This window comes from Roseibium sp. LAB1, assembly GCF_054658235.1.
In genome coordinates this window covers 613,555-637,385 of sequence record NZ_BAAGIB010000001.1, presented here as the reverse complement: position 1 = coordinate 637,385, position 23,831 = coordinate 613,555, and the positions used below count along the sequence as shown (strand labels likewise).

General features: G+C 60.8%; 24 protein-coding genes and 1 pseudogene. 17 read left to right on the top strand and 8 right to left on the bottom strand.

What is annotated here, in order from left to right; genetic code table 11:
* Positions 1-52 precede the first annotated feature (52 nt).
* Positions 53-694 carry a LysE family translocator gene (locus tag ACYQ54_RS03065; protein WP_460079218.1) on the bottom strand — a complete coding sequence of 214 codons (642 nt, stop codon included), beginning with the start codon at positions 692-694 and terminating at the stop codon, positions 53-55.
* 140 nt (positions 695-834) lie between these two features.
* Positions 835-1,521, bottom strand: coding sequence for an ArsR/SmtB family transcription factor (locus ACYQ54_RS03060; RefSeq protein ID WP_460079215.1), 687 nt, complete (start codon positions 1,519-1,521; stop codon positions 835-837).
* Between the two features lie 93 nt (positions 1,522-1,614).
* Between ACYQ54_RS03060 and ACYQ54_RS03055 the strand changes: the two genes are divergently transcribed.
* The 4 genes from ACYQ54_RS03055 to ACYQ54_RS03040 all read left to right on the top strand — a co-directional run bounded on the left by ACYQ54_RS03055 (position 1,615) and on the right by ACYQ54_RS03040 (position 3,713).
* The gene (locus ACYQ54_RS03055) at positions 1,615-1,947 is read left to right on the top strand and encodes an NIPSNAP family protein (protein WP_460079212.1); all 333 of its coding nucleotides are present in this window, start codon (positions 1,615-1,617) and stop codon (positions 1,945-1,947) included.
* Positions 1,944-2,288: an antibiotic biosynthesis monooxygenase family protein gene (locus ACYQ54_RS03050; RefSeq protein ID WP_023000915.1), complete on the top strand. Its 345-nt coding sequence runs from the start codon at positions 1,944-1,946 to the stop codon at positions 2,286-2,288. The genes ACYQ54_RS03055 and ACYQ54_RS03050 overlap by 4 nt, the downstream gene beginning before the upstream one ends.
* A 10-nt stretch (positions 2,289-2,298) precedes the next feature.
* Entirely contained in the window at positions 2,299-3,219 is a 921-nt protein-coding gene (locus ACYQ54_RS03045; RefSeq protein ID WP_460079209.1) for a DMT family transporter, read from the top strand.
* An 80-nt stretch (positions 3,220-3,299) separates the two neighbouring features.
* Positions 3,300-3,713 (top strand): (R)-mandelonitrile lyase, encoded by a 414-nt coding sequence (locus ACYQ54_RS03040; RefSeq protein ID WP_460081657.1) that lies wholly within the window; start codon positions 3,300-3,302, stop codon positions 3,711-3,713.
* 15 nt (positions 3,714-3,728) lie between these two features.
* Here the strand turns inward: ACYQ54_RS03040 and ACYQ54_RS03035 are convergent, their stop codons facing one another.
* On the bottom strand, positions 3,729-4,463 hold the full coding sequence (locus tag ACYQ54_RS03035) for a class I SAM-dependent methyltransferase (protein WP_460079207.1): 735 nt from the start codon (positions 4,461-4,463) through the stop codon (positions 3,729-3,731).
* A gap of 237 nt (positions 4,464-4,700) precedes the next feature.
* Between ACYQ54_RS03035 and ACYQ54_RS03030 the strand changes: the two genes are divergently transcribed.
* Positions 4,701-5,843 carry an FAD-dependent oxidoreductase gene (locus ACYQ54_RS03030; protein ID WP_460079204.1) on the top strand — a complete coding sequence of 381 codons (1,143 nt, stop codon included), beginning with the start codon at positions 4,701-4,703 and terminating at the stop codon, positions 5,841-5,843.
* A gap of 6 nt (positions 5,844-5,849) precedes the next feature.
* Here ACYQ54_RS03030 and ACYQ54_RS03025 read toward each other — a convergent pair whose 3' ends face one another.
* On the bottom strand, positions 5,850-7,298 hold the full coding sequence (locus ACYQ54_RS03025) for an ATP-binding protein (protein ID WP_460079202.1): 1,449 nt from the start codon (positions 7,296-7,298) through the stop codon (positions 5,850-5,852).
* A complete protein-coding gene (locus tag ACYQ54_RS03020) occupies positions 7,295-8,023 on the bottom strand; it encodes a response regulator (protein WP_460079199.1) in 729 nt (242 codons plus the stop codon). Before ACYQ54_RS03020 ends, ACYQ54_RS03025 begins: the two co-directional genes overlap by 4 nt.
* 235 nt (positions 8,024-8,258) lie before the next feature.
* On the opposite strand from ACYQ54_RS03020, the gene ACYQ54_RS03015 reads away from it, so the two are divergent.
* The 4 genes from ACYQ54_RS03015 (at position 8,259) to ACYQ54_RS03000 (ending at position 11,817) form a co-directional block, all read left to right on the top strand.
* Positions 8,259-9,392 (top strand): EF-hand domain-containing protein, encoded by a 1,134-nt coding sequence (locus tag ACYQ54_RS03015; protein ID WP_460079198.1) that lies wholly within the window; start codon positions 8,259-8,261, stop codon positions 9,390-9,392.
* 194 nt (positions 9,393-9,586) lie between these two features.
* Positions 9,587-10,585 (top strand): hypothetical protein, encoded by a 999-nt coding sequence (locus tag ACYQ54_RS03010; protein WP_460079195.1) that lies wholly within the window; start codon positions 9,587-9,589, stop codon positions 10,583-10,585.
* 248 nt (positions 10,586-10,833) lie between these two features.
* Entirely contained in the window at positions 10,834-11,277 is a 444-nt protein-coding gene (locus ACYQ54_RS03005) for a hypothetical protein (RefSeq protein WP_460079192.1), read from the top strand.
* A gap of 72 nt (positions 11,278-11,349) precedes the next feature.
* Positions 11,350-11,817 (top strand): GFA family protein, encoded by a 468-nt coding sequence (locus ACYQ54_RS03000; protein ID WP_460079189.1) that lies wholly within the window; start codon positions 11,350-11,352, stop codon positions 11,815-11,817.
* Positions 11,818-11,887: 70 nt separating this feature from the next.
* Here ACYQ54_RS03000 and ACYQ54_RS02995 read toward each other — a convergent pair.
* Both ACYQ54_RS02995 and ACYQ54_RS02990 read right to left on the bottom strand, forming a co-directional pair.
* Positions 11,888-12,001, bottom strand: a pseudogene (locus ACYQ54_RS02995) (VOC family protein); the annotation flags it as partial.
* 50 nt (positions 12,002-12,051) lie between these two features.
* Positions 12,052-12,960: an ABC transporter substrate-binding protein gene (locus ACYQ54_RS02990; RefSeq protein ID WP_460079187.1), complete on the bottom strand. Its 909-nt coding sequence runs from the start codon at positions 12,958-12,960 to the stop codon at positions 12,052-12,054.
* 92 nt (positions 12,961-13,052) lie between these two features.
* Here ACYQ54_RS02990 and ACYQ54_RS02985 point away from each other — a divergent pair, with 92 nt between their 5' ends.
* The 7 genes from ACYQ54_RS02985 to ACYQ54_RS02955 all read left to right on the top strand — a co-directional run bounded on the left by ACYQ54_RS02985 (position 13,053) and on the right by ACYQ54_RS02955 (position 22,153).
* Positions 13,053-14,042, top strand: coding sequence for a FecCD family ABC transporter permease (locus ACYQ54_RS02985; protein WP_460079184.1), 990 nt, complete (start codon positions 13,053-13,055; stop codon positions 14,040-14,042).
* A gap of 38 nt (positions 14,043-14,080) precedes the next feature.
* On the top strand, positions 14,081-15,061 hold the full coding sequence (locus ACYQ54_RS02980; protein WP_460079182.1) for a FecCD family ABC transporter permease: 981 nt from the start codon (positions 14,081-14,083) through the stop codon (positions 15,059-15,061).
* Positions 15,054-15,863: an ABC transporter ATP-binding protein gene (locus ACYQ54_RS02975; RefSeq protein WP_460079179.1), complete on the top strand. Its 810-nt coding sequence runs from the start codon at positions 15,054-15,056 to the stop codon at positions 15,861-15,863. Before ACYQ54_RS02980 ends, ACYQ54_RS02975 begins: the two co-directional genes overlap by 8 nt.
* Before the next feature lie 73 nt (positions 15,864-15,936).
* Positions 15,937-17,433 carry an exosortase T gene (gene xrtT, locus ACYQ54_RS02970; protein WP_460079176.1) on the top strand — a complete coding sequence of 499 codons (1,497 nt, stop codon included), beginning with the start codon at positions 15,937-15,939 and terminating at the stop codon, positions 17,431-17,433.
* Entirely contained in the window at positions 17,430-19,736 is a 2,307-nt protein-coding gene (locus tag ACYQ54_RS02965) for a VIT and vWA domain-containing protein (RefSeq protein WP_460079173.1), read from the top strand. The genes xrtT and ACYQ54_RS02965 overlap by 4 nt, the downstream gene beginning before the upstream one ends.
* 66 nt (positions 19,737-19,802) lie before the next feature.
* Positions 19,803-20,525 carry a response regulator gene (locus tag ACYQ54_RS02960; RefSeq protein ID WP_460079171.1) on the top strand — a complete coding sequence of 241 codons (723 nt, stop codon included), beginning with the start codon at positions 19,803-19,805 and terminating at the stop codon, positions 20,523-20,525.
* Positions 20,522-22,153, top strand: a complete 1,632-nt coding sequence (locus ACYQ54_RS02955) for a HAMP domain-containing sensor histidine kinase (RefSeq protein ID WP_460079168.1) — start codon at positions 20,522-20,524, stop codon at positions 22,151-22,153. The genes ACYQ54_RS02960 and ACYQ54_RS02955 overlap by 4 nt, the downstream gene beginning before the upstream one ends.
* On the opposite strand, the gene ACYQ54_RS02950 is transcribed toward ACYQ54_RS02955, so the two are convergent.
* A complete protein-coding gene (locus ACYQ54_RS02950; RefSeq protein ID WP_460079166.1) occupies positions 22,131-23,027 on the bottom strand; it encodes a LysR family transcriptional regulator in 897 nt (298 codons plus the stop codon). The genes ACYQ54_RS02955 and ACYQ54_RS02950 overlap by 23 nt on opposite strands.
* 176 nt (positions 23,028-23,203) lie before the next feature.
* Between ACYQ54_RS02950 and ACYQ54_RS02945 the strand changes: the two genes are divergently transcribed.
* Positions 23,204-23,824 carry a glutathione S-transferase family protein gene (locus ACYQ54_RS02945; protein ID WP_460079164.1) on the top strand — a complete coding sequence of 207 codons (621 nt, stop codon included), beginning with the start codon at positions 23,204-23,206 and terminating at the stop codon, positions 23,822-23,824.
* Positions 23,825-23,831: the final 7 nt, after the last annotated feature.

The window sequence follows — 23,831 nt, the reverse complement described above, 5'->3', positions numbered from 1 at the left end:
ACTCCTTGCAAAACCCGGCCCTGGCCGGGTTTTTTGTTTTGTTGCCGGGGGATCAACTGCGGCTGAGGAGCAACTTCATGCCGGCAAAGCCAAAGACGCAGCCGAGGAGTGCCTGGATGCCGCGTCGCGACTTGCCATAGATCTTCACCATGAGCGGAGTGGAGAACGCGAGGGCGTAGAGCATATGGATGGCGGTAGAAAGAGCAAAGGTGCCCAGGACGATGACTGTGGCGACCCATCCCGGTGCCCCTGGCTGCAGGCCGAGCGAGATTATGGCGATCCAGGCAAGTGCAGCCTTCGGGTTGGTCATCTGAATAGTGTAGCCGCGGACCAGGTAGCCCAATGGCGAGCGCCTGCGTCCGGCAAGTTCCCGAGCATCCGTATCCTGAGGGGAGCGGGCTGCACGGAACGACTTGAAGGCAAGCCACAGCAGAAAGAAACCGCCAGCGATCTTGATTGCGGTCAGTGCCGACGCATAGGCGGCAAGCAGTGCTGATAGCCCGAGCACCGTGAGTGTTGCCCAGGTCAGCGATCCGAAGGCTACACCGAAAGCCAGTGCCAGTCCGGAAGTCCGCCCGACGCTCATCGACGTTCCCATGACCGCGAGAACATTCGGGCCTGGGCTGAGTATCCCCACCAGAAAGGCCGAATAGGCGAGTAGAATTCCGGGTAGATAGGTCGAAAGCTGATCCATTGCTGTCTCCATGAACGTTCACGGCGATCTTAGGGAGCGAATGGAGGTGATTGCTTCGGTGACGGTCGAACTATGTTTGTCGAAAGGCACCACCCTCTGCCTGAGTTTCTTGAGTTGCCTGAGTTGCCTGTAGCCGCTTCCTAAACCTGAAACAGCTTCTTCAGCTCAGCCTCGCCTTTCGGCGAAACATGCACGATCCGACTGGAGGGGTCCCGGCGCAACCAGCCGCTGTCGGTGAAGCAGGTTAGAAGCGCTGCGCCCAGACTTCCGGCCAGATGGTTGCGCCGTTCGCTCCAGTCCAGGCATGCGCGGCACAGGGGGCGGCGGCTTGCGGTGAGGGCATCCAGGTCGATGCCGATGCTCTCGACGAAACCGGTGCCGTCGGCGGTCAGGGCAAGGCCGCCAGTGTCCGAAGAGACAGTTAGAAATCCGCGCTTCTGCAGGCTGTCGAAGATGCGCACCGCCATATCGCCGGCCAGATGGTCGTAGCATACGCGGGCGGCACGCATCTGCGGGTCTCTGGGGCCTGTACGCGTGCGCAAATGACCCTTGCGGGCGGCGAGGCCCATAACGGCCTCCAGCACGGCTCCGACTTCTGGTCCGGCCAAGGTGAAATAGCGATGCCGGCCCTGTTTGGCCTGGGTCAGCAAACCGCCTTCCATCAGTTTTTTCAGGTGGGAGCTGGCGGTCTGGCCTGTGATGCCGGCTTCAGTTGCCAGTTCTGTTGCCGTCAGGGCCTTGCCGCTCAAAAGAGCACTCAGGATGTTGGCACGGGCCGGGTCGCCCATCAGTGCGCCGATACGCGCAATATCCGGTCCATCCTTCATCAGAAGTCCTCCACGGTTCGATCTGCGTCGAAGCATTGCAGACATGGGCCGTGTCACACAAGGGCTATCGACACTGCCGTGAAGGAGACTTTCGTGATTACCTGTTTCATCCGCTACCACATCGACCCGAACAAGCGCGAAGCGTTCGAGACCTATGCCCGCAACTGGGGGCAGGCGATCCCGCGTTGCGGTGCGGACCTGATCGGTTATTTCGCGCCTCATGAAGGCTCTTCGACACTGGCATACGGCGTTTATTCCATCGAGAACCTTGCGGCCTATGAAGCCTACCGGGCGCGGCTGGCTGCAGATCCTCTGGGGCAGGAGAATTACCATTTTGCCAGATCGGAAAAATTCATCTTGCGGGAAGACCGCACGTTTCTGAAACTGGCATCCACGCCGCATGCCCAGGGAGAAAAATTCAAATGATTGCCGTCATCTTCGAAGTGATCCCGCATGCGGACAAGAAACAGGCCTATCTGGACATGGCTGCCGAGATGAAGCCGCTGGTCGAACAGATCGACGGGTTTCTCTCCGTCGAACGGTTTCAGAGCCTGACCAACCCGGAAAAACTGCTGTCGGTTTCCTTTTTCCGCGATGAAGCTGCGCTCAACGAGTGGCGTCAGTTGACACAGCATCGCAAGGCACAGCGTGCCGGGCGCAACAGCTATTTCAAGGACTATCGGCTGCGGGTGGCGCAGGTGCTGCGTGATTACGGCATGGACGAGCGCGACGAGGCCCCGGCCGACAGCCGCGACGTGAACGGTTAAGCAAGCGACCATGCACAACAGATCGATCGAACTGGCGCTGCTGGGCGTGCTCGCGCTGCTGTGGGGCTCGTCCTACATGTGGATCAGCCTGGCGCTGCCGTCCTTTCCCCCGGCGACACTGATTGCCATTCGGGTGTCTCTTGCGGCAGTTGCGTTGCTGGCCATCATGGTTGTCAGGGGCATTCGCATGCCACTCGACATGCGCAACTGGAAGCAGTTCTTCATTCAGTCGCTGGTCAACAGCACGGGGCCATGGATGATGCTGGCCTGGGGGCAGCAATATGCCGGAACGGCCGTTTCCAGCGTGCTGAATTCAACCTCGCCACTCTGGGTCTTTGCCTTTTCCTTTCTGCTTTTGAACCAGGGCGAAAGGCCCGGAACCCGTCAGTTGACCGGTGCCCTGTTCGGATTTGCCGGCATCGTACTGATCGTGGGTGTCGGTGCGCTGGAGGATATCGGCAGGAACCTGGTTCCGCAGCTCGTCGTCTTGTTCGGAGCGGCACTTTACGGAATCGCCGCCCTGCGTGGCCGCGTCTTTGCCGGTCTGCCGCCCATCGTGCCGGCGGCAGGAACGCTCATCTGCGCGTCTGTGGTTCTGGTCCCGGCCAGTCTCATCGTCGACCACCCCTGGCAGTTGACGCCGGACGCAACGGGCATCATCGCGGCGTTGATGCTGTCGATTGCCTGCACCGCGCTGGCATTCCTGATCTATTTCCGTCTGTTGTCGACCCTTGGGGCCATGGGAACGGCCAGCCAGGCCTATCTGCGCTCCGGTGTCGGGGTCTTTCTAGGTGTGGTGTTCCTGTCGGAGACGCTCGACCTGGAAACCTTTGCCGGAATATGCCTTGCCATTTTCGGGGTTGTTCTGATCAACTGGCCGCGTGCGGTGAAACGGCAAGACGTTTCGGCACCAGCGCCTGCCACAAAATAACAAGGCATCCGGCCGGCGGGCTCCGGGCAGCTCAATCCGCGCATGGTGGTAGAAACTTGCGAGGAGGTGTCATGAGTGTCCTGACCGTATTTGAGGCCGGATCCCGGCCGTCCAGACGTGCAAACCCGGATTATTTCACCGGAACGGTCTGGCAGGATCCGGTGATCGAGGCTCCCGCACCCGCGCGCGTGAACGCCCTGAGAGTTACTTTTGAACCCGGCGCGCGCACCAATTGGCATACCCATCCACTGGGACAGACCCTTCAGGTGCTGGAAGGGGCGGGCTTCGTGCATCTTTGGGGGCAGGAAAAACTGTCGATCCTGCCGGGTGACGTCATCTGGATTCCACCTGGCGTCAAACATTGGCATGGTGCGGGGCCGAACACCTCACTCGTCCATTTGGCCATTCAGGAGGCACAGGACGGGACAACAGCGGAGTGGCTGGAACCGGTTGATGAGACCACCTATGCCGGCGGCCTTCAGGCGCGGAGATAGACCGGCAAGCGCGATTCAATTCTTCTTGCGGTATAGTGAGACATGCATCTTGCTGTCCGGCTGAAACGGAGATCGTGTCCAGCTGCCCCACCTTTCCACCAGTTGCAGACCGGCGAGACGCGCCATCAGGTCAAGTTCCGACGGCCAGGCGTAACGCAGGCGAAGCGGCACCAGCCGCATGCCTTCCTCTGACAGCAGAACGCGCTGGAACTCAAGCATCTGGGCCACTGGATCATGCAAGGTGGCATCCAGCCAGACCTTGTCGCGGTCCATTTGCCGGATACCGACACGCTGACCGTTTTGAAAAGTGCCGAAATCCGGCACGAACGCTTCCACCAGAAAGGTGCCACCGGGTGCAAGGCGCTTAGCGACATTTTCAAAACATCGGACCTGTGCGTCCTGTGTCTGAAGATTGAACAGTGTATTGAACACCAGGAACACGAGGTCAAAAGTACCATCAATGCCGACGTCGGCCATATCGCCGATCATGACGGGAATTTCCATGCCTCCCGGTTTCTGCCGCAACCTTTCCACCATCAGCGGTGAGCCTTCGATACCGGAAATATCAATCCCGGCTTCGGCTAGCGGGATTGCCATGCGGCCTGTGCCGATGGCCAGTTCCAGAACCCTGCCAGTTCCGGCCAGCTCGCGGATCAGGGCAACGCTCTGTGCTGTGGTTCCCGGATCGTTCCGCTCATCATAGTCATGGGCGTTCAATTCGCCGAATGTGTCGGTGTCGAAGGGCTTCATGATGGAACTCCGAAACTACGGGCCGCGAGAGAACGAGAACAAACGGAAACTCAAGCACAGACGCTGATTGTCGGGCAATTGATGCAACATTCAGCGTATGTGCTCTAGCATCGGAGCCGTGCACGGCAGAGTGGCAAAGTTGCTGCGCGCGTGATTGGTCGTTGTCTGTTGCAGATATGTTGTGCTTGCTGGCAGACTCTGGTCAAAAGGAACTTCTATTCATGAAGTGATTGCCCGATGAACATAGCCATAGTCGGGGCCGGGATAGGAGGACTGGCGACAGCCATTCTTCTGGAGCGTCTTGGTCACCGGATTTCAATATTCGAACAGTTCCGCAAACCTGTTCCCATCGGGTCCGGCTTGATGATTCAGCCTGTCGGACTGGAAGTTCTGCAGATGGCCGGTGTTGCGGACGCTGTCCTGAAACACGCAACGCCGGTCAGGCGCGTACTTGGCAGGTCTGCGCAGACTGGCAGGCGGGTGCTTGATGTCGACTATGGTGCGGTGCCGGGTCTCGGCATCCACAGGGCTGCTCTGTTTTCCGCGCTTTACGAAAAGGTTCTGACACGGGCGCTCTACTGGCATACGGATTGCCGCGTAACCGGTCATGAAGACGGCAAACTCCGCTTCGGCGATGGCAGCCTTTCCGAGCCCTTCGACCTGATTGTCGATGCCTCCGGCGCTAATTCCGTGCTCTCGCCGCTGAAGGCCCGTGCGTTGCCGTTCGGGGCAATCTGGGGAACCGTCGACTGGGTGCCCGTCAGCCTGCCGGAGGACCACCTGTCCCAGCGCTATCGCAGGGCCGACTGCATGATCGGGGTGTTGCCCGTTGGGCTTATGCCGGGACAGGACCGGCGGAAGGCGGCGTTTTTCTGGTCACTTCGCCAGGATGCCTATGACGATTGGCTGAAAGGCGGGCTGGCTGCCTGGAAGGACGAGGCCTTGTCTGTCTGGCCCGATGCCGGCCCGTTCCTGGATCAGATAACGGATCCGGAGCAAATGACCTTGGCACGCTACAGCCATGGCACCCTGCGGCAGCCCTGGGGTGAACGGATTGCCTTTGTCGGCGACGCCGCCCACCGGGCAAGTCCGCAGCTCGGACAGGGGGCCAACATGGCACTTCTGGATGCGGCAGCTCTGGCAAAGGCTTTGGAAACCTTGCCGCTTGACCAGGCCTTGCCTGCCTATGGCAGGGCCAGACGATGGCATGTGGGTGTCTATCAGGCGTTCAGTGCGATGTTCACGCCAGCCTATCAAAGCAACAGCCGTTTGCTGCCTTTCGTGCGTGACAATGTGCTGTTTCCGCTCAGCCGCATTCCACCCGTGCCTTCCGTGCTTTCGCATCTGATTTCGGGGACGCTCGTGCCGCGTGGTCTGTGAAACGGCCTATTTGCCGGCTCCAAGCGGTAATCTGACATCCGCCTGAAGGCCGCCTTCCGGACGGTTCTTCAGCTCGATCCGGCCACCGTGGGCATGGATGATCGACCGGGTGATCGCAAGCCCCAGACCAATGCCGCCGGTTTCTTCACTGCGGGATTCTTCAAGCCTTACAAACGGTTCGAAGACGTCCTTCAACTTGTCCTCGGGAATGCCGGGTCCCTTGTCCGTGATGCGGATGATTGCTTCTCCGGCGGATCTGGCCGCGTGAACGGAAACCCCGTCGCCGTACCGGATGCCGTTTTCGATCAGGTTCCTCAAGGCACGCTTGAGAGCAACAGGGCGGCAGGGCAGCACTATGCGTTCCTCCGTTTCCACGGTGCACTTGTGGCCAAGGTCCTGCTGATCACCCGCAAGCGCCTCCAAAATCGCACCAAGATCGGCGTTTTCCGCGGTTTCCGCTTGTGCATCGTCCTTTGCGAAACGCAGCGTGGCTTCCGTCATCGCAGCCATTTCTTCCAGGGTTTCAATCATCTTTTCGCGGTTCTCTTCATCCTCGATGAACTCGGCGCGCAGGCGCAACGAAGTGATCGGGGTTCTGAGGTCGTGACTGATGGCTGCGAGCATCCGGGTCCGGTCCCTGACAAACCGGGTGAGACGATCCTGCATGTCGTTGAAGGCGCTCGTCAGGGAGCGGACTTCGCTCGGACCACTCTGGGTCAGTGGTTGCTGCTGCTCACCGCGGCCGAATTTTTCGGCAGCCACGGACAGCTCTTTCAGCGGGCGGGTCACGCGGCGGACGGCAAAGCCGATAATCAGCACCATCAGCAATGCCGTGATCGACAGTTGCACGATCAGGGGCACAAAAGCCCCGGCGGGCGGGCGGTAACTGGTGGCGACATTCAACCAGCGTCCGTCGCTCATCCGGATAGACAGGGACAGGTCTTCCGGCTTGTTCATGATCTTGCGCAGGTTCGACGGGCGTTCGTGCCGGGGCACATCTCGCCATCTCGGCGGGTCGTCATCATCATGCGCCTCGCGGCCGCGCGGTCCGCGTCGTTCGTCGGCGAGGATATTGAGATGCACGGTCTGACCGTGTTCCAGCTGGTCGGCCATGTAGTCTTGCAGGCGCTTTTCGAAACGCGAGTTGCCCGGGGCCGGCGCCAGTGGCGTGTCGCCAAGCCAGAACACGGCAAACCGGCTGCTGCTTGCTACCAGGATCCGGTCCTGCAGGTTCGCGGGCGTGTCTTCCATCAGCTCTGCCAGGGAGACCGCGCGCGACAAGAGGTTGTCGCGGGCCGCGGCCACGAGCGCAATGCGGCGTTCGTCCTGAAAGATCCAGATGCTGAAGGCCTGCGCGGCGACGATCGCCGCAAGCAACAGGACGATCAACTGCGAGGCGAGGGTACTCGGCCAAAGACGGGACAGGAGCGGGCGAGCTGCCGGACGTGTGGTCATTCGGCCGTGTCTTTCACTTCGGCGGTGAACATGTAGCCCCCCCCCCAGACGGTCTTGATCAGCTTGGGGTCCTTCGGGTCAATCTCGATCTTGCGGCGCAGACGGGACACCTGGTTGTCGATGGACCTGTCGAAAACGGCGGGGGTTCTGCCGGTGGTGAGGTCCATCAGCTGGTCGCGGTTGAGCACCATCTTCGGGCGTTTCAGAAAAGCGCACAGAAGCTGGAATTCGCCGCTCGAAAGGGCCACCGACGTGCCTTCGGGATCCAGCAGTTCGCGGCGGGAGACATTCAGCGACCAGCCGTCGAAGAGAAGCCTGTCGTGCTCGATCGGATCGCGTTCCTTCGGCACAAGCGATGTACGGCGCAGAACCGCGCGAATGCGCGCAAGCAGTTCGCGGGGATTGAAGGGCTTTGTAACATAATCGTCGGCACCGATTTCCAGACCGATCACCCGGTCTGTGTCGTCTGCCATCGCGGTCAGCAGGATCACGGGCATGGAGCCGGTTTCCACCAGATGACGGCACAGGGACAGTCCGTCCTCGCCCGGCATCATGATATCCAGCACCACAAGATCGATGGACGCCGCTTTCAGGGTCTTGCGGGCCTGTGCGGCATTTTCCGCCACGGTTGCGCGCAGGCCGTTCTTGACGAGGTAACGCGCCAGGGTTTCGCGGATGTCGCGGTGATCGTCCACCACCAGGATATGCGGGCTCGGATCGCTCAAGTGTCTCTCCAATCTGGCCGGCCGGGACAGTCGTCAAACCGGGCGGGCGCTGTGATCCTTCTGTTTCTACGGTAAAAATAGTCTCCGGAACGCTCTCGTGCGACCGGAACTTGTAACAAAGTGTGTCGTAAAGCCCATTCGGGACACATGGCGACACTTCGAGCCTATTCGTGCGGTATTCCTGCGACAATTGCTTCCTACCTTCAGCTCATCAACGAACCAAGGAGTTGTTGGAATGAAACCGTTCAAGAAGATTGCAATTGCCGCCCTGGCTGCGAGCGTCGCGGGAACCGCGCTGACGGCCGGCCTGTCCGCTTCCGCCCAGAACGCGACTGCAAACCAGGACGGGGGGCAACAAGTTCAGCAAAATGACGGACCGCGTCTTGCGTTCATGGATGGCCGCGGCGGCCCGGGGCACGGCTTTGGCCGGGGGCACGGCATGCGTGGCGGCAAGGAACGCGCCGAGCGCCTGTTCGAACGTTTCGACGTCAATGAAGACGGCGTCATCACCAAGGCTGAAATCGAGGAAGTCCGGACGCAGGAGTTCGCGACGGCCGATACAGACGGTAATGGCGAGATCAGCCTGGAGGAATTCAAGGCCGAATTTCTCACCCGCTCCAACGAGCGCATGGTCAGGGCGTTTCAGTTCCTCGACCGCGATGGCGATGGAACGGTAACCCAGGAAGAAGCGGATTTTCTGGCCAACCGCATGTTCAACATGCTGGACCGTGACGGCAACGGTACCGTTGAGCGTGTTCGTGGACCGCGTGGTCCTGTCGCGGATGATGATGAAGACGATGATCGCGGCCCGCGGGGCGAAAGAGCGGAACGACGCGAGCGTGGTGAGCGTGGCGGCCGTGGTGAACATGGATGGCGCGGCGGTTCTCGTGATCACCACATGGGTCGTGGCGGTCATGGTGGCCCGGGAGGCATGTTCCTGGGCATGTTCGACATTGATACTGACGGCAAGGTGACCCGCGAGGAATTCGATGCCAAGCGCACGGAATTGTTCGCCCTGGCCGATACCGACGGCAAAGGCTCCTTCACTCTCGAGCAATTCGGGCCGCTGTGGCTTGCGATGAATGAGAATCGTGTCGTCGACATGTTCCAGCGTGTCGATGCCGACGGCAGCCTGGGGATCACAGCCGAAGAGCAGACCAAACATCAGGACCGCATGCTGGAGCGTGCCGACCGCAACAATGACGGTGTGATCACCAAGGCTGATTTCAAACGTGGCCGGAAGGGTGGTCACGGCCCGGATCGGGGCGATGGCCAAGGCGGCGGCTGGGGCAAGGGCCGCGGCCATGGTGATGGCCGGGGCCATGGTGATGGCCAGGGTCAGGGGTGGGGTAGACACCACCGCGGCTGATCTTGAGCGGAACACCTGAAACACTCCGGCCGGTTCGCCCGGCCTGAGCTGTCTCCCGTCCCTGCGGTACCCACCCCGTGGATGGGAAACGAAAAGGGAGCCGTCCCTCGCGGCTCCCTTTTTTGTCGATCTGGTTTTACCGTAATTTCAAGAATTTCCGGCAATAGTCACCCCGATTTTTCAAGGGGGACATGATGGCCAAGCCGACATTGAACGAATTCGTGACCACCAGAATTGCGGCAGGACACCTCAGTGAGGACGATGTCATCAACGTCCGCCGCTATGTTTACGGCGATATGGCGGTGTCGCTGGAAGAGGGCGAAGCTCTGTTTCGGCTGAACAATGCCAACATTAGCTACCATGACACCTGGTACGAACTGTTCCCCGAAGCCATCCTGGACATTCTGGTGCACCAGGCAAAACCCGAGGGCTATGTTTCCGAGGACAAGGCCAACTGGCTGATCAGCCAGATCATGGCAGACGGCCACATCTGCGGCAAAACGGAGCTGGACGCGGTGCTGCATGTGCTGGAGAAAGCCCGCGATGCGCCGGAATGTCTGGAACAATTTGCCCTGCGGGCCGTCGCGGACAGCGTCATATCAGGCAAGGGGCCGACGCGCTCGGGCGCGGAGCTGAAGCCGGGGGTCATTGCCGATGGCGAGGTGGAGTTGCTGCGCCGTGTGCTTTATGCGGGAGCCAGTAGCCGCGGCATTGCCATTTCCAAGGCAGAAGCCGAAGTGCTGTTCGATCTGAACGATGCAACGGTGGAATCGGAAAACGCACCGGCGTGGTCGGAGCTCTTTGCCAAGGCTGTCGCCAATTACATGATGGCGATGTCCGGCTACACGCCGCCGTCTCGCAAGGTCGCGCTCGAACGTGAAAACTGGCTGGAGCAGCCCGGCGGTTTCGAAGGCGGGCTCGCCGGATTTTTCAAGACCATGTTCAGTGGTGGTGTCGGCGGTATTCGCGATGCGTATGACGACAGGCCGGACCCGTTTGCCGAACGCGGAAACGAGATGCTTGCAGAGATCTCTGCCAATGAAGTTGTGACGGAAGACGAAGCTACCTGGCTGGTGGATCGCATCGGTCGCGACGGCATTCTGCACGAAAACGAGAAGGCGCTTCTGCGCTTCATCCGCAAGGAAAGTTCGAATATTCATCCGGCGCTTCTGCCACTGCTGGCCAAGGTCTGATCAGGCAATTCGCCTGTGTGTCAAATAACATCTTTCGGCCCCGGTGTTGCACCGGGGACGTCGAGCGGGTACCCAGGTCATGTCGAAAAAGGTAAGACCGGTTGGGCCTGTTGCCCGGGTAAGCCCCGGTCCCTTCACGCGTGAAGGCCATGTTCGGCCAGGCGGCGCCGGTGCCGTGAGGCAAGAACCCCCGACAGCGGCGGCAAAGCCGCCGCGCATTCGCGTTTGCGAAGTCGAGGGAGCATATCATGCCGACCCCATTTGAAACGAAAGCCCTGCAGCGTCCGATCGGATATTGGATCCGCTCCGCCGACAGATGTCTTACCGAGGCAATAGAGGCCATTCAATCGGATCTGGGTCTCGGGCGCAGAGAGTGGCAGGTGGTGAATACGCTGGCGGAAACCGGGACGGGCAAGCCGTTCGGCCAGTTGCTGGAGAGCCTTTCACCCATCATTGGCGACGGCGAATTACGCCTTGTCCTGACCGACCTGGAAAATCAGAACCACCTTCGGTCCGAAGGAGACGTCTGGCGGCTTACCTCCACGGGCCGGGAGGCCCACAAATGTGCGATGGAACGCCAGACAGCCTTTCGCGAAAGGGCCATGCAGGGAATTTCGGAGGCTGATTACCTCGTGGCCGTGACAGTTCTCGCCAGGCTTGTCAGCAATTGCAGCACCTCAGAAGACGCTTGAAAGGCGAGACGAACCTCTTCAAGTTGCGGGTGCCGTCATAAGGGCGGCCAGTCGAATTGGAAGGAGCTGGACATGTCACAACAGAATTTTTCACTCAAGGGAACATGCCGTTGTGGTCATGCGAGCTTCGAGATTTCGGCACCGCCGTTGATCACCAATGCCTGCCATTGCAGAGGCTGCCAGCAGATGAGTTCGAGCGCCTATTCGCTGACGGCGATCATGCCGGCACCGTCTTTCAAGGTGACGGAGGGAACACCTGTGAAGGGAGGATTGCAGGGACCAGAGGCGGATCACTATTTCTGCCCGGACTGCAAAACCTGGATGTTCACACGCATTCCGGCGTACGACGACATCGTGAATGTTCGATCGGTTCTGCTTGAGGACCTTCGCTGGACCGAACCTTTCATGGAAACAATGACCGCCAGCAAATTGCCGTGGGTCGAAACACCGGCGCGTCATCGCTATGAAGGCTTTCCGCCGCCGGAAGACTTCATGAAGCTGATGGGCGAATTCGCCGCCCATCAGCAGGTGCCCAGATAGCAGGTCGGTCTGGTCAGATTTCCTCAGCGACGCCGATCCGGTTGCCATCCGGATCGGCGAAGACGAAGTCTCAGAGGCCGTAGTCCTTGTTCTGCAGGCGCTTGACGATGCGCATTCCATGGCGCTCGCAGGCACGGCAGGCAGCATCGGCGTCGGACACCATCATGTGGGCCTGATTGAACGGTGGCGCCTGTGTCGGAACAGCTTTCGCTGGAGCGGAAGCCGTACTGTTTTCTAGTCGAGACCGTAAATGCCGGCAATGTCCCGAAGCATCAGCTTGGCAGCCAGAATGCCACCGGCGGTGTTCCAGATTGCATCGCTGACCCGGTGCACCTTGCCGGATTTCACCGCGGAAAGGGACTGCCACAGCGGATCGGCAAGCACTTCTTTTTCCAGAGACGTGCCTTTTCCATCGCCCGTGTCATAGGTGAAATAGAAGATCCGGTCGCCGTCCATATCCGGAATGCTCTCCTTGCCGGTGCGGATGGCAAATTCTTCCACATTCTGGTTCGCCGGCCGGTGAAAGCCGATGTCTTTTAGGAGCACGCCGGAGAAACTGTCGAGCTGATAGATGCGGATCTGGCCGGGCACGAAACGGATCACGGAAACTTCCTCGTTGAGGTGGTCGCCAAGTTTCACCCGAAGGTCTGCGACAGACGCATCGTAATCGGTGATGGCTGCATCCGCTTCCTGCTCCTTGCCGAGCGCTTCGGCATAGAGGCGGAAGTTGATTTTCCAGTCACCACGAAGCTCCTTGGACATGACGGTCGGGGCGATTGCGGTCAGCTGCGGATAGATTTCCTCGTGCCGCTGCTTGTTTGCCAGAATCAGGTCGGGTTCGAGAGCCGCGATCAGTTCCAGATTCACCGCGCTTTCCTTGCCGACAGGTTCCGCTCCGTCCATGGCATCGGAAATATGGTCCCACCATGGATCGCCATTCCAGGAATTGGCCGCGCCCACCGGCGTCACTCCCAGTGCCAGAAGCGCTTCCGTGCCTTCATTGGTAAGGACGACAATCCGTTTCGGGGCGTCCGGAACCGTGACGGTGCCCATGCTGTCGGTGACATCGCGAGCAATCGCAGGGGCTGATGCCAGCATCGCGCACAGCGGCAGGGCGCACAGCAGGCGTGACCAGATCTTCATTAGAATGACTCCAAAAAGTTGAATATTTGCCTCCAGTATTAAACCCGTGTATGGACGGGCCGTTGATTTGTCAATCGGAGGGGAGAGGGCGCATGAGGCGGCCGGCGATTGCACTGTGTCTGGCGCTGTGCGCGGCTGTCCTTTTCAGCCTGCATGCCGGATTGACCTTCTATACGCCTCACACGGTCCTTTCCGCGCTTGTAGGGGGCGACGGCGCAGACGCGCTGATCGTGACCACCTTGCGTCTTCCCAGGACTGCAATCGGTGTCGTTTGCGGGGCTTCGCTGGGTCTCTCCGGCCTGCTGATGCAATCGGTCACGCGCAATCCGCTGGCCGAACCCGGCCTGCTGGGTGTCAATGCGGGCGCTGCGCTGTTCGTGACTTTCGGGGTCACGGTCTTCGGTGTCTCGAGCCTGGCTGGTATCGGCGTAGCGGCGGTGCTGGGAGCGATTACAGCAACCACGCTGGTGTTTTCGATTTCCGCGTCCACTGGCGGAGCGGGCAATCCGGCAACCACGCTGCTCGCCGGCTTTACCGTCGCTGCCCTGCTGGCGTCCTTCACACAGACCTTGCTGCTGATCGACGAAAGCGCGCTGGAGACGCTGCTGTTCTGGCTGTCGGGCAGCTTCTCCGACCGGCCACTTGGTCTTTTGCAACTCGGGTTGCCACTGCTGCTCGTCGGGACCGTGGGCAGCTTTCTTCTGGCAACGCCACTGGATGTGCTGCGCCTCGACGATGCCAGTGCCCGGTCAGTCGGTGTCAATGTTGGCGTGGTCCGATTGTCGACACTTGGGCTTGCGGCCCTGCTTGCGGCCGGTGCGGTGGCCATGGCCGGGCCGGTATTGTTTCTGGGTTTGGTGGCGCCACATCTGGCACGCCGCCTGACCGATGGCGCCCTGCCGTCGACACGGCAACTGATCGTGCTTTCCCTTCTGACCGGAGCCCTGATCGCGGTTCTTGCCGATATTCTGGCCCGCATCATCGTTGCGCCGGGTGAAGCGCCGATGAGCGCTGTTCTGGCGCTGGTTGGTGTGCCGGTGCTGGTGCATCTGCTGCACCGGAGAAAAGGGCTGGCAGCGTGATCTCAGGTGTTTCTCCCCTGGCCCGGTTGATGCCAGTCATGCTGCTTCTCATCACCTTGACGCTGGCAGCAACAGGCATCGGCTCAAGCTTCATGCCGCCCGAACGCGTCGTGGCAGCCCTTGCCGGGCAGGGCAGCCGCATGGATGAGGTGATTGTCTGGACACTGCGGTTGCCCCGCGTTGCGCTTGCCATATTGGCGGGAGCCGCGCTTGCTCTTGCCGGCGCGTTGCTGCAGAGGGTCGTGCGCAATCCGATGGCTTCGCCTTCGGTTCTCGGCATCACCGACGGTGCGGCGGTCGGCGTGGTGCTGTTCCTGTGGCTGTTTTCCGATCAGGCAAACAATCTGACCGTTTCCATCCACTGGCAGCCCTTGGCCGCCATTGCCGGGGCTGCCTTGTTCGGGGCCCTGGTGATTGCCCTGGCTTCGCTCGACCGGGGCAGCAGCAAGCCGTTGAAGATCATCCTGTATGGTATTGCCTTGGCCGCACTCGCCAAGGCAGCGGTCACTCTGCTGATCATTCTGGGGCCAGTCTACCGGGCCAGTCAGGCGCTGACCTGGCTGACGGGCTCCGTCGGCGCGGCGCATTGGCAGGATGTCATGGCGGTGGGCCTCGGACTTCTGGCAGTCGTTCCCGTTTTGCTTCTGCAACGTCTCACCTTTCGGCAGCTTGTTCTGGACCCGCAGAGCGCGGCGGTGACAGGGCTGTCGCTGGACAGGGCCCAGGTGTGCCTTCTGGCGGTTGCCGTTTTCCTCACGGCCATGGCGACGGCCCATGTCGGAGCCATCGGTTTCGTAGGTCTGGTCGCACCGCATGTGGCGCGGATTTTCCACGGTCAGTTCCGGTTCGGATATCTGGCCTCCGTGGCTCTGACCGGGAGTTTCCTGGTGCTGGCAGCCGACACGCTGGCCCGGATCATCGCGCCGCCGCTGGAACTGCCCGCAGGCGCCCTGACCGCGCTCGTCGGCGCTCCGCTGTTTCTCTATCTGCTTGTAAAAGGACGGCAATCCCATGCCTGACACTCTGGCCAGTCTCGAACGTGTCAGTGCCGCATATGACGGTGCACCCGCGCTGAACGAGGTCTGTCTCGATCTGCCCGACGGCAGGATCATTGCATTTTGCGGCCCGAACGGCAGCGGCAAGTCGACCGCGCTGAAGGTGATGCGCGGTCTGCACCGGCCGGATGCCGGCAAGGTGGAAATCGCGGGCAGGGCGCTTGGCGAGTGGACGCAGAAGGATCTTGCGCGCCAGGTCGCCATGCTGTCCCAGTCGCCCGACGCCCCGTCGGACCTGTCCGTCGGGGATCTGGTGCTGATGGGACGGTTCGCCCACCGAAGCCGGTTTGGTGGCCCATCGGCAGCGGACAGGGCAGCGTGCGACCGGGCGCTGGACATCACCGAAATGGCGGATCTGAAAGACCGTGCGCTGGCGCAACTCTCCGGCGGGCAGCTGCAACGTGCCTGGGTTGCCATGACACTGGCGCAGGATGCTCCGCGCATCTTTCTGGACGAGCCGACCAACCATCTGGACATTGCACATGCGTTTGAACTGCTGGATCTCGTCAAACACCTGAGCCATTCGGAGAACCGCAGTTTCGTCATCGTCCTGCACGATCTCAACATGGCCATGCGCTATGCCGATCATGTCGTTCTGTTCGACCAGGGGCGGATTGCAGCCAACGGGCCGACGACGGAAGTTCTGACGCAGGAGATCATCTCGTCCATTTTCGGTATCGACTGCCGGATCTTGCCTCTGGACGGTCTGGAACGACCGGTCATCGTTTCCTGGGGCAAAGCCTCCGGGGGAGGCGTTTCCGCGTAGGAGCCGGCAAAATGCGCAAAATCTGCACATAGGCTGACAAGGGCCTGCAAGCGGACTTGGCACAACAGGTGTCATGACCCGTCTGGCAAAATCTTCCCCAACCTCTCTGGCCTTTCTCCTGGCCTCGCTGATCCTTGCCTATGAGCCGTTGCGCTGGCTGATCGGCACCTGGACCGATCCGTCCTATCCGTCGACCGGCGCGCTCTACCTGGCCGCGCTGGTGGCTTTGGCGCTCTGGTCTTTGACGAGCCCGGTCCGGCAGAACTCGATTGGCCACAGGCAGATGGCCGTTCTGCTTCTGCTGGTTTCCGCGCTGATCCGGCTGGCGAGCCAGGTTCTGGCGATCAACGTGATCGGCGGATTGGCGCTGGCAATTGATGTCTTTGCGCTGGCGACCCTGTTTCGGACAGGCGAGAGGCAGCGGGCCGTCTCGCCATTGTGGCTGTCCGTCCTGTTTCTATTTACGCTGCCGGTTGAGCGTATCCTGCAAAGGTTGCTCGGCTATCCTCTTCAGGAACTGTCGGCAAAGCTCTCCTGCGGCGGCCTTGGCCTTTTCTTTTCAGACCTCTCCTGCTCGGGCATCCGGATCGGACTTGCCGGCAAGGACGTTCTGGTGGACCTGCCCTGTTCGGGCACATCCGGACTGATGCTGGCCATGGCGTTTCTGGTCATCCTGAATGCGCTGTACCGGCCGAACCTGCTGACGGCGGCGCTCTGGGTCTTCATTGCGCTGGGGCTGAGCCTCATCGGCAATTCCCTGCGCATTGCATTGCTCGCTGTTGGAATAGCTTATCCAGGAAGCGTCTTCGGTGCCGATGTCATGGCACAGCCGCTGCACGACATCATCGGGTATCTGACGCTTGCCCTGTCGATGGCGCCGGTGCTGGTCTTCTATAAGCCGCGTCCTACCGAGGCGAGGGGAACCCGGGCTTTCTTCACCTTGCCGGTCCTGTCGCGGCCCATGCGGAACATGTCCGCGCTGGTGTTCCTGAGCCTTGCCTTTTTCATCATCAGCCTGCCAAGGCAGGCCCTTGATGTGTCGTCTTCCACCCGGCCCCAGCCGCTGCCTTTGACGCTGGCGGGCGAGGTCGGGATAGACCAAGCCCTGCTGCCCATCGAGGAGCAGTACTTCGAGCAATATGGCGGCCACGCGCAGAAGCGGCGCTATGGCCCGATGGCGCTGACGCTGGTGCACACATCCTCGCCGCTGCGCCACCTTCATGCCCCGGACGATTGCTTGCGCGGGCTTGGTTTCAACGTCACCTTTCTCGGCAGCCGTTTCGAACCGGTTCCGACAGCGCTCTACCGCGCCCGATCGGAAACCGGAGGCGACTGGCGGGTTGCCGTCACCTTCATCTCCAGCACCGGCCAGTCGACCCACAACATCGCCGAAGCGATCTGGCTGTGGCTGAAGCGGCCCGGCACCACCTGGACCAGCATTCAGCGGATCACGCCATGGACGCTGGACGAACCGCAACGCGCCGCCTTCGAGGCCGCCGCCGGGGCCGCACTCGACCTTAACACCCGCACGACCGGCATTGCCCCCGACCGAAAGGAGAATCGCATATGACGTTCCTGTCCAAATACGTGTCTGTCAGCTCTCTGGCAGCCTCGTTGGCCGCTGTTTTCAGCACGCTTTCGGCGCTACCCGCTGCTGCTGAGCCTGATCTCGATGATCTGTCCGGCACCGTGGTCGCCACTTCAGGCGGCAAGGAGATCCACCTGCCTCTGCTGAAGGCCGATTACAGGGTCGAGGTTGATGGCGATGTCGCCCACGTTGAGCTGACGCAAACCTTCCTGAACCCGACCAAGCTGCCGCTGAACGCGACCTACCTGTTTCCGCTGAACCAGAAAGCCGCCATCCACGCCATGCGCATGGATCTCGACGGTGAGACCATCGTGGCCCGGGTGAAGAAGAAGGAGGACGCCAAGGCCACCTTCGAGAAGGCGAAACGGGAGGGCAAGGCCGCTGCCTTGTTGACCCAGCACCGGCCGAACATGTTCACCCAGGACATTGCCCATCTTATGCCCGGCCGCCCGGTGAAGGTGACGCTGGAATACGCCCAGACCGTTCCCAAGATCGACGGCGCCTATGAACTGGTGATGCCGATGGTGGTCGGGCCTCGATATGAGGGGCAGGGAGCACAGTCCCCCATGCAGGTGTCGCAAAACTACACTGACAAGTCTGCACCGGAGGATGATGGTCCCGGATATGGAGACCCTCAAATTGCGGGTGATGTGTCAGACTCTGCAAAACCGGCCGCGTTCAAGCGCAGCGAGACGGTCTCCGGCTGGCAGATCGACAAGCTTCCGGCCTATCCCGAAGTCATCGGGCAGAACGCACCGAAGGAAATCGATCCCAGGCGCGTGTCTCTGGAGCTTGCGCTGAAGGCGCCGATGCCTGTTTCGAGACTGTCGAGCGATACCCATGCGCTGGAGGTTTCCAGCCAGGGGGACATGCAGACAGTCCGCTTCAAGTCCGGCAGGGCCATCGACAACCGGGATTTCGTGCTGCGTTATGAGCTTGCCGCACAAAGCGATGTCGCTGCCGGCGTCTTGTCCCGATACGAAGCCGATGGTGGTGGCTATTTCTCGCTGCTAATCGAGCCGCCGAAACTTCCGGCTGAAGACATGATCGGCCAGCGCGAGCTTGTCTTCGTGTTGGATACGTCCGGATCCATGACCGGGCAGCCAATCGAAGCCAGCAAGACCTTCATGACGGCAGCGATCAAGGCTTTGCGCCCGGACGACTATTTCCGCATCCTTCGCTTTTCCAACAACACCTCCCAATTTGCCGGAGATGCAGTGCTGGCAACCGAGCGGAACAAGCGGCAGGCCTTGAAGTTCGTGTCTTCTCTTGAGGCTGGCGGTGGAACGGAGATCAACCGGGCCGTCAACACCGCCTTCGATCAGGTGCAGCCGGACAACACCACCCGTATCGTTGTCTTCCTGACCGACGGCTATATCGGCGATGAGGCAACCGTTATCTCAAGTGTCGCGAACCGCATCGGCAAGGCCCGCATCTACGCCTTCGGTGTCGGCAATTCGGTCAACCGGTTCCTGCTGGATGCGATGGCGACCGAGGGCCGGGGCTATGCCCGCTATGTCGCTTTGGGAGAAGACGCCGGTGAAGCTGCGGAAAGTCTTGCCGCAAAGCTGAAGACGCCGCTCCTGACCGATATCTCCATCGACTGGAACGGGCTCAAGGTCGAGGGCCAGAGCCCGGCCCGGATCCCCGACCTGTTCGAAGGCGGATCGGTGCGCGTGATGGGGCGTTACACTTCCGGTGGAAGGCACACGATCTTCATCAATGGCCTCGTCAATGGGCATGCCGCCAGATTGCCACTTGAAATCGACCTGAAGTCCTCTGTCGACGGCAGTGCGGTTTCCAGCAGGGCATTGCCGCTGATCTGGGCACGCGAGCAGATCTTCGACAAGGAACGCGCCTATACGATCGGCGGCAGCACCGACAAGCAACTGCAGCAGGAAATCGTCGACCTGGGGCTGACCTATTCGCTCCAGACCCGGTTCACGTCCTTTGTGGCCGTATCCGAAAAGGTGGTGAATGGCGCACCGGGGGCGACGTCCCACCGAAATGTGCCCCTGCCGCAGGTGGCAGGCGTTTCCACCAATGCCTATCCGTCGCTGAACCTGTCCGGCAGTTCGGCACCGGAGCCGGAAAGCCTGTTCGGCCTGATGTTGGTTTTCCTGGCTGTGGCCGCCCGGTTTCGGCATCGCCTGGCAAAAAGCTTCCGCAAGTTGCGTGACAGGGCACGAGCCTGTCGGTCCCGTGGCAGGGACGATGTGTCTGGTGAACTGGATCTTGCCTTGCCCCGCGCCTTGCGCCGGGATGGCTGGTGGCTGGAAACCTGATCCGCGCTTCGCTATTGGTAACGCTCCCGCAGGTGACTGCGGGGGCCATTTTTCGGGAAGAGTCATTTGCCAGGTCAAACAATTCTTGTAGTCGACGACGACCCGCATATCCGGGATGTCATCTGTTTCGCGCTTCAAAAAGCGGCCTATGTGTTCGAAGTCGCCACTGACGGCAAGGAAGCGCTCGACAAGGCGCTTCTGTGCAATCCGTCTCTGATCGTTCTGGATATCGGCCTGCCGGAAATGGATGGGCTGGATGTTTGCCGCCATCTGCGCCGCACGTCAGAGGTGCCGATCCTGTTTCTGTCGGCCCGGGATGACGAAATCGACAGGATCGTCGGCCTGGAACTGGGTGCGGATGATTACGTGACCAAGCCTTTCAGTCCGCGCGAGTTGATCGCACGGGTCGGGGCGATCCTGAAACGCTACGGCGCACCTACGTCTGCCGAGACGGTCGAGGACCTGCCAGCGCTTCGGTTCGGTGCGGTCGAGCTTGACCGGTCGCAGCGCCATGTGACGGTCGGTGAAGCGCCGGTAACACTGACAGCGATCGAATTCGATATCCTGGCCACCTTGCTGGCCCGGCCGAAGATTGTCTTCACGCGCGAGCAGATCCTGCAGAGCGCCTATCGGGACAATATCCACGTTTCGGACAGAACCATCGACAGCCACATCCGCAACATCCGCGCCAAGCTCGGCGCTGCCGGCTGCGGTGATGCCATCGAGACCGTTCATGGTGTCGGTTTCCGGCTGGGGCCCTGCCGGGTGGAGACAGGGACCAGCGGATGATCCTGTCCCGCACTTTCCGAGACAAATGGCGACCGCCGCTCTCTCTTGTGGTGGCAGGGGTTCTCGGCATCATGCTGTTGGTACCGCTTGCCGGGGTCGCCTTCTTCCGGGTCTATGAGAACCAGCTAATCGAAACGACGGAAGCGGAACTGATCGGTCAGTCGGCCGCTATTGCCGCGGCCACGGCGCAACGTCTCGAAGAGATCGGCAACGGCAATCTGCCGTTGGGGCCCGAGGTGGCGAAAGCTGCGGAGGTGCCGGGAAGCCGCAGCATCTATTTGCGCAAGCCGGGTGGAAGCTGGACGCCGCAATTGCCGGAACTGGATCTCACCCGCACAGAGGTTCTTCCCCGTCGAGGACCTCCATTGCCCGCCACCGAACCGCCACATCCGGCTTATCTGACAGCCGGGCAAGCCATGAACCGCATCCTGCAAGACACCCAGAAGAAGACTTTGGCCGGGTTTCGGCTGCTTGATTTCAATGGTGTGATCATCGCCGGGCGAGAGGATATCGGCCTGTCGCTTGCCCATGTGGAGGAGATTCAAAAGGCGCTTACCGGGCGCTATGCCAGTGCGCTTCGCGAACGCATTGTCGACAATCCGCAGCCGATCTATTCCATCAGCCGGGGAACCAGCGTTCGCGTCTTTGTCGCGATGCCGATTGTCGTGAACGACCAGGTCGCGGGCGTTGTCTATGCCTCGCGCACTCCCAGCAACATCCTCAAGGAAATGTTCCTGAAGCGCGAAGCGGTCTTCTGGGTCGTCGTCTTCGTGCTGGCTGCGACTTTTGTCGTCGGTTTCATCTTTGCCCGCGCGATCACCGGGCCGATCAAGGCACTGACACGGCGCTCGCTTGCCATCGGCAACGGCGAGCGGGAGGCACTCGTGCCGCTTGCCATTCACGGCAATCGCGAGATCCACGCGCTGTCGGAAAGCATGCTGGAAATGTCCCGCAAGCTGTTCGAGCGAAACGACTATATTTCCAACTTCGCCAATCATGTGACCCATGAACTGAAGACGCCACTGACGGCCATTCAGGGGGCGGCGGAACTGTTGAAGGATGCCGGGTCGGAATTGAGTGCGGCGGACAGCGAGAAGTTCCTCGGCAATATCCTGCACGATACCGAGCGGGCGTCGAAACTGCTCAACCGGCTGCGCGAACTTGCCCGGGCTGACAGCGTCGAGATCGGAGGGCGTTGCCGGCTGAGCGAGGTTGCTGCAGAACTCAATGGCCGTTTCGAGGGGGTGGACATCGACCTGGCTGGTGAGGCGGACCTGCCGATGTCGGCGGAAAATGCCCGGATCGTGTTTGAAAACCTGATCGACAATTCCCGCCGGCACGGTGCCTCCAGGGTAGCGATCCTTCCTGAGCAGGCCGGCAAAGGCCTCACGGTTCAGGTGAATGACAATGGTGAGGGCATTTCCGAGGGAAATCAGAGCCAGGTATTTGACCTGTTCTTCACCACCCGGCGAGAAAGCGGCGGTACCGGCATGGGGCTTGGCATCGTGCAGGCCCTCCTGAAGGCTCATGGTGGATCGATCCGCCTGCTCCCGGGCGGCGGGGGCGCGACCTTCGAGATTTCTTTTCCTTTGAGGCCGTCTTCCGTCAGTCCGGCCAGCGGGAGCTGAATACCCCCGCCAGATGCTCGATCAACGCGCGCACGCGGCGGGTCAGATGCCTGTTGGGTGGATAGAGCGCATAAAGGCCGAAGGTGTCTGTCTCATAGGTCGGAAGCACGCGTTCCAGACGCCCGTCCTGCAGAGCGTCCTCGATGGCATAAAGCGGCGCGATGGTGATGCCGAGACCGCCTGTTGCCATGCGGGCCAGGGCACCAGGCGAGTTCGAGCGGACGGCACCGTTCAGCCGAACGACATGCTCTTTGTCTCCGGAATGAAACCGCCAGATGTTGAGGCCCGTCTGGTTGTTGTCGACAAGGCAGACGTGGGTCGAAAGGGCACTTGGGTCTTGCGGCCTGCCGTGCCGCTGGAGATAATCCGGTGAGGCACACAGAACCAGCGGCATTCCGGCAAGTTTGCGGGCGATCAGGGTGGAGTCCCGCAAGGCACCGATGCGGATTGCCAGGTCGAGACCTTCTTCCACCACGGCAAGTCGGTGGTCTGACAGACGCATGTCGACTTCGACATCCGGATGCTCGCGCAGGAAGGGCACCAGCGCCTCGCTCAGCCGCGTGCTGCCGAAGCCCGTCGGGGCGGTCAGCCTGATCTGGCCTGCCAGAGCGCCCTGCCGCTCGCGCACAAGCGAATCCAGATCGTCGAGCTGCTCCAGGATCGGCCGGCAACGCTCCAGATAGGCGGTGCCGACATCGGTCAGGGAAACGCTGCGCGTGGTGCGGTTGAAGAGCTGGGTCTTCAACTGGCTTTCCAGATGCCGGACATATTTGCTGACCAGCTTCGTCGACAGGCCGAGCCGCCGCCCGGCAGCGGTGAAGGATTGCTCCTGCGCAACCGCAACAAAAGCTCGCATGGTTTCGATCTTGTCCATTACTATTGTCCTCGGCGGCTCCTGCTCGTGTCAGACTATTATCCTTGATTTGTACATAATTATTGAATGAATTCGAAGATTATTTCCGTTCAAGGCGGGTGACATATTGCGGACAGCGGACCGGACCAAGACGCTTCGGCCGCAGAAAGATTCTTCAACGCAAGAGGAAGCTGGCGATGTCCAACGCAATCAAGATCCACCGTTTTCCGCTCTCCGGTCACTGCCACCGGGTGGAACTCTTTTCCAGCCTGACCGGCATCAACTTCGAGCTGGTCGAGGTCGACCTGGTGAATGGCGAGCACAAGCGCGACCCGTTCCTGCAACTCAATCCGGTAGGCCTCGTTCCCGTCATTGAGGATGGTACGACCGTTCTCGCGGACTCCAATGCGATCCTCGTCTATCTGGCACGCAAATATGCACCGGACTGGCTGCCGACAGATCCGTATCTGGAAGCGGAAGTGCATCGCTTCCTGGCCTTTGCCGCCGGTGAACTTGCCAGCGGTCCGGGCGCGGCACGTTTGATCACCGTCTTCGGAGCGCCGCTTGATCCGGAACGCGCGAAGTCTGTTGCCAAGGTGGCTTTCGATAACCTGGAAGCCCATCTCGATGGTCGCGAATGGCTCGTTGGAGACCGTCCGACGATCGCCGACATCGCCATCTACAGCTACACGGCCCATGCGCCGGAAGGTAATGTTTCGCTGGAACCCTATCCGCGCATTCGCGGTCTTTTGAAGCGTGTCGAGGCTTTGCCGGGATTTGTGGCCATGCCGGCGAGCAAGGCAGGCCTTGCCGCCTGAATTCCTG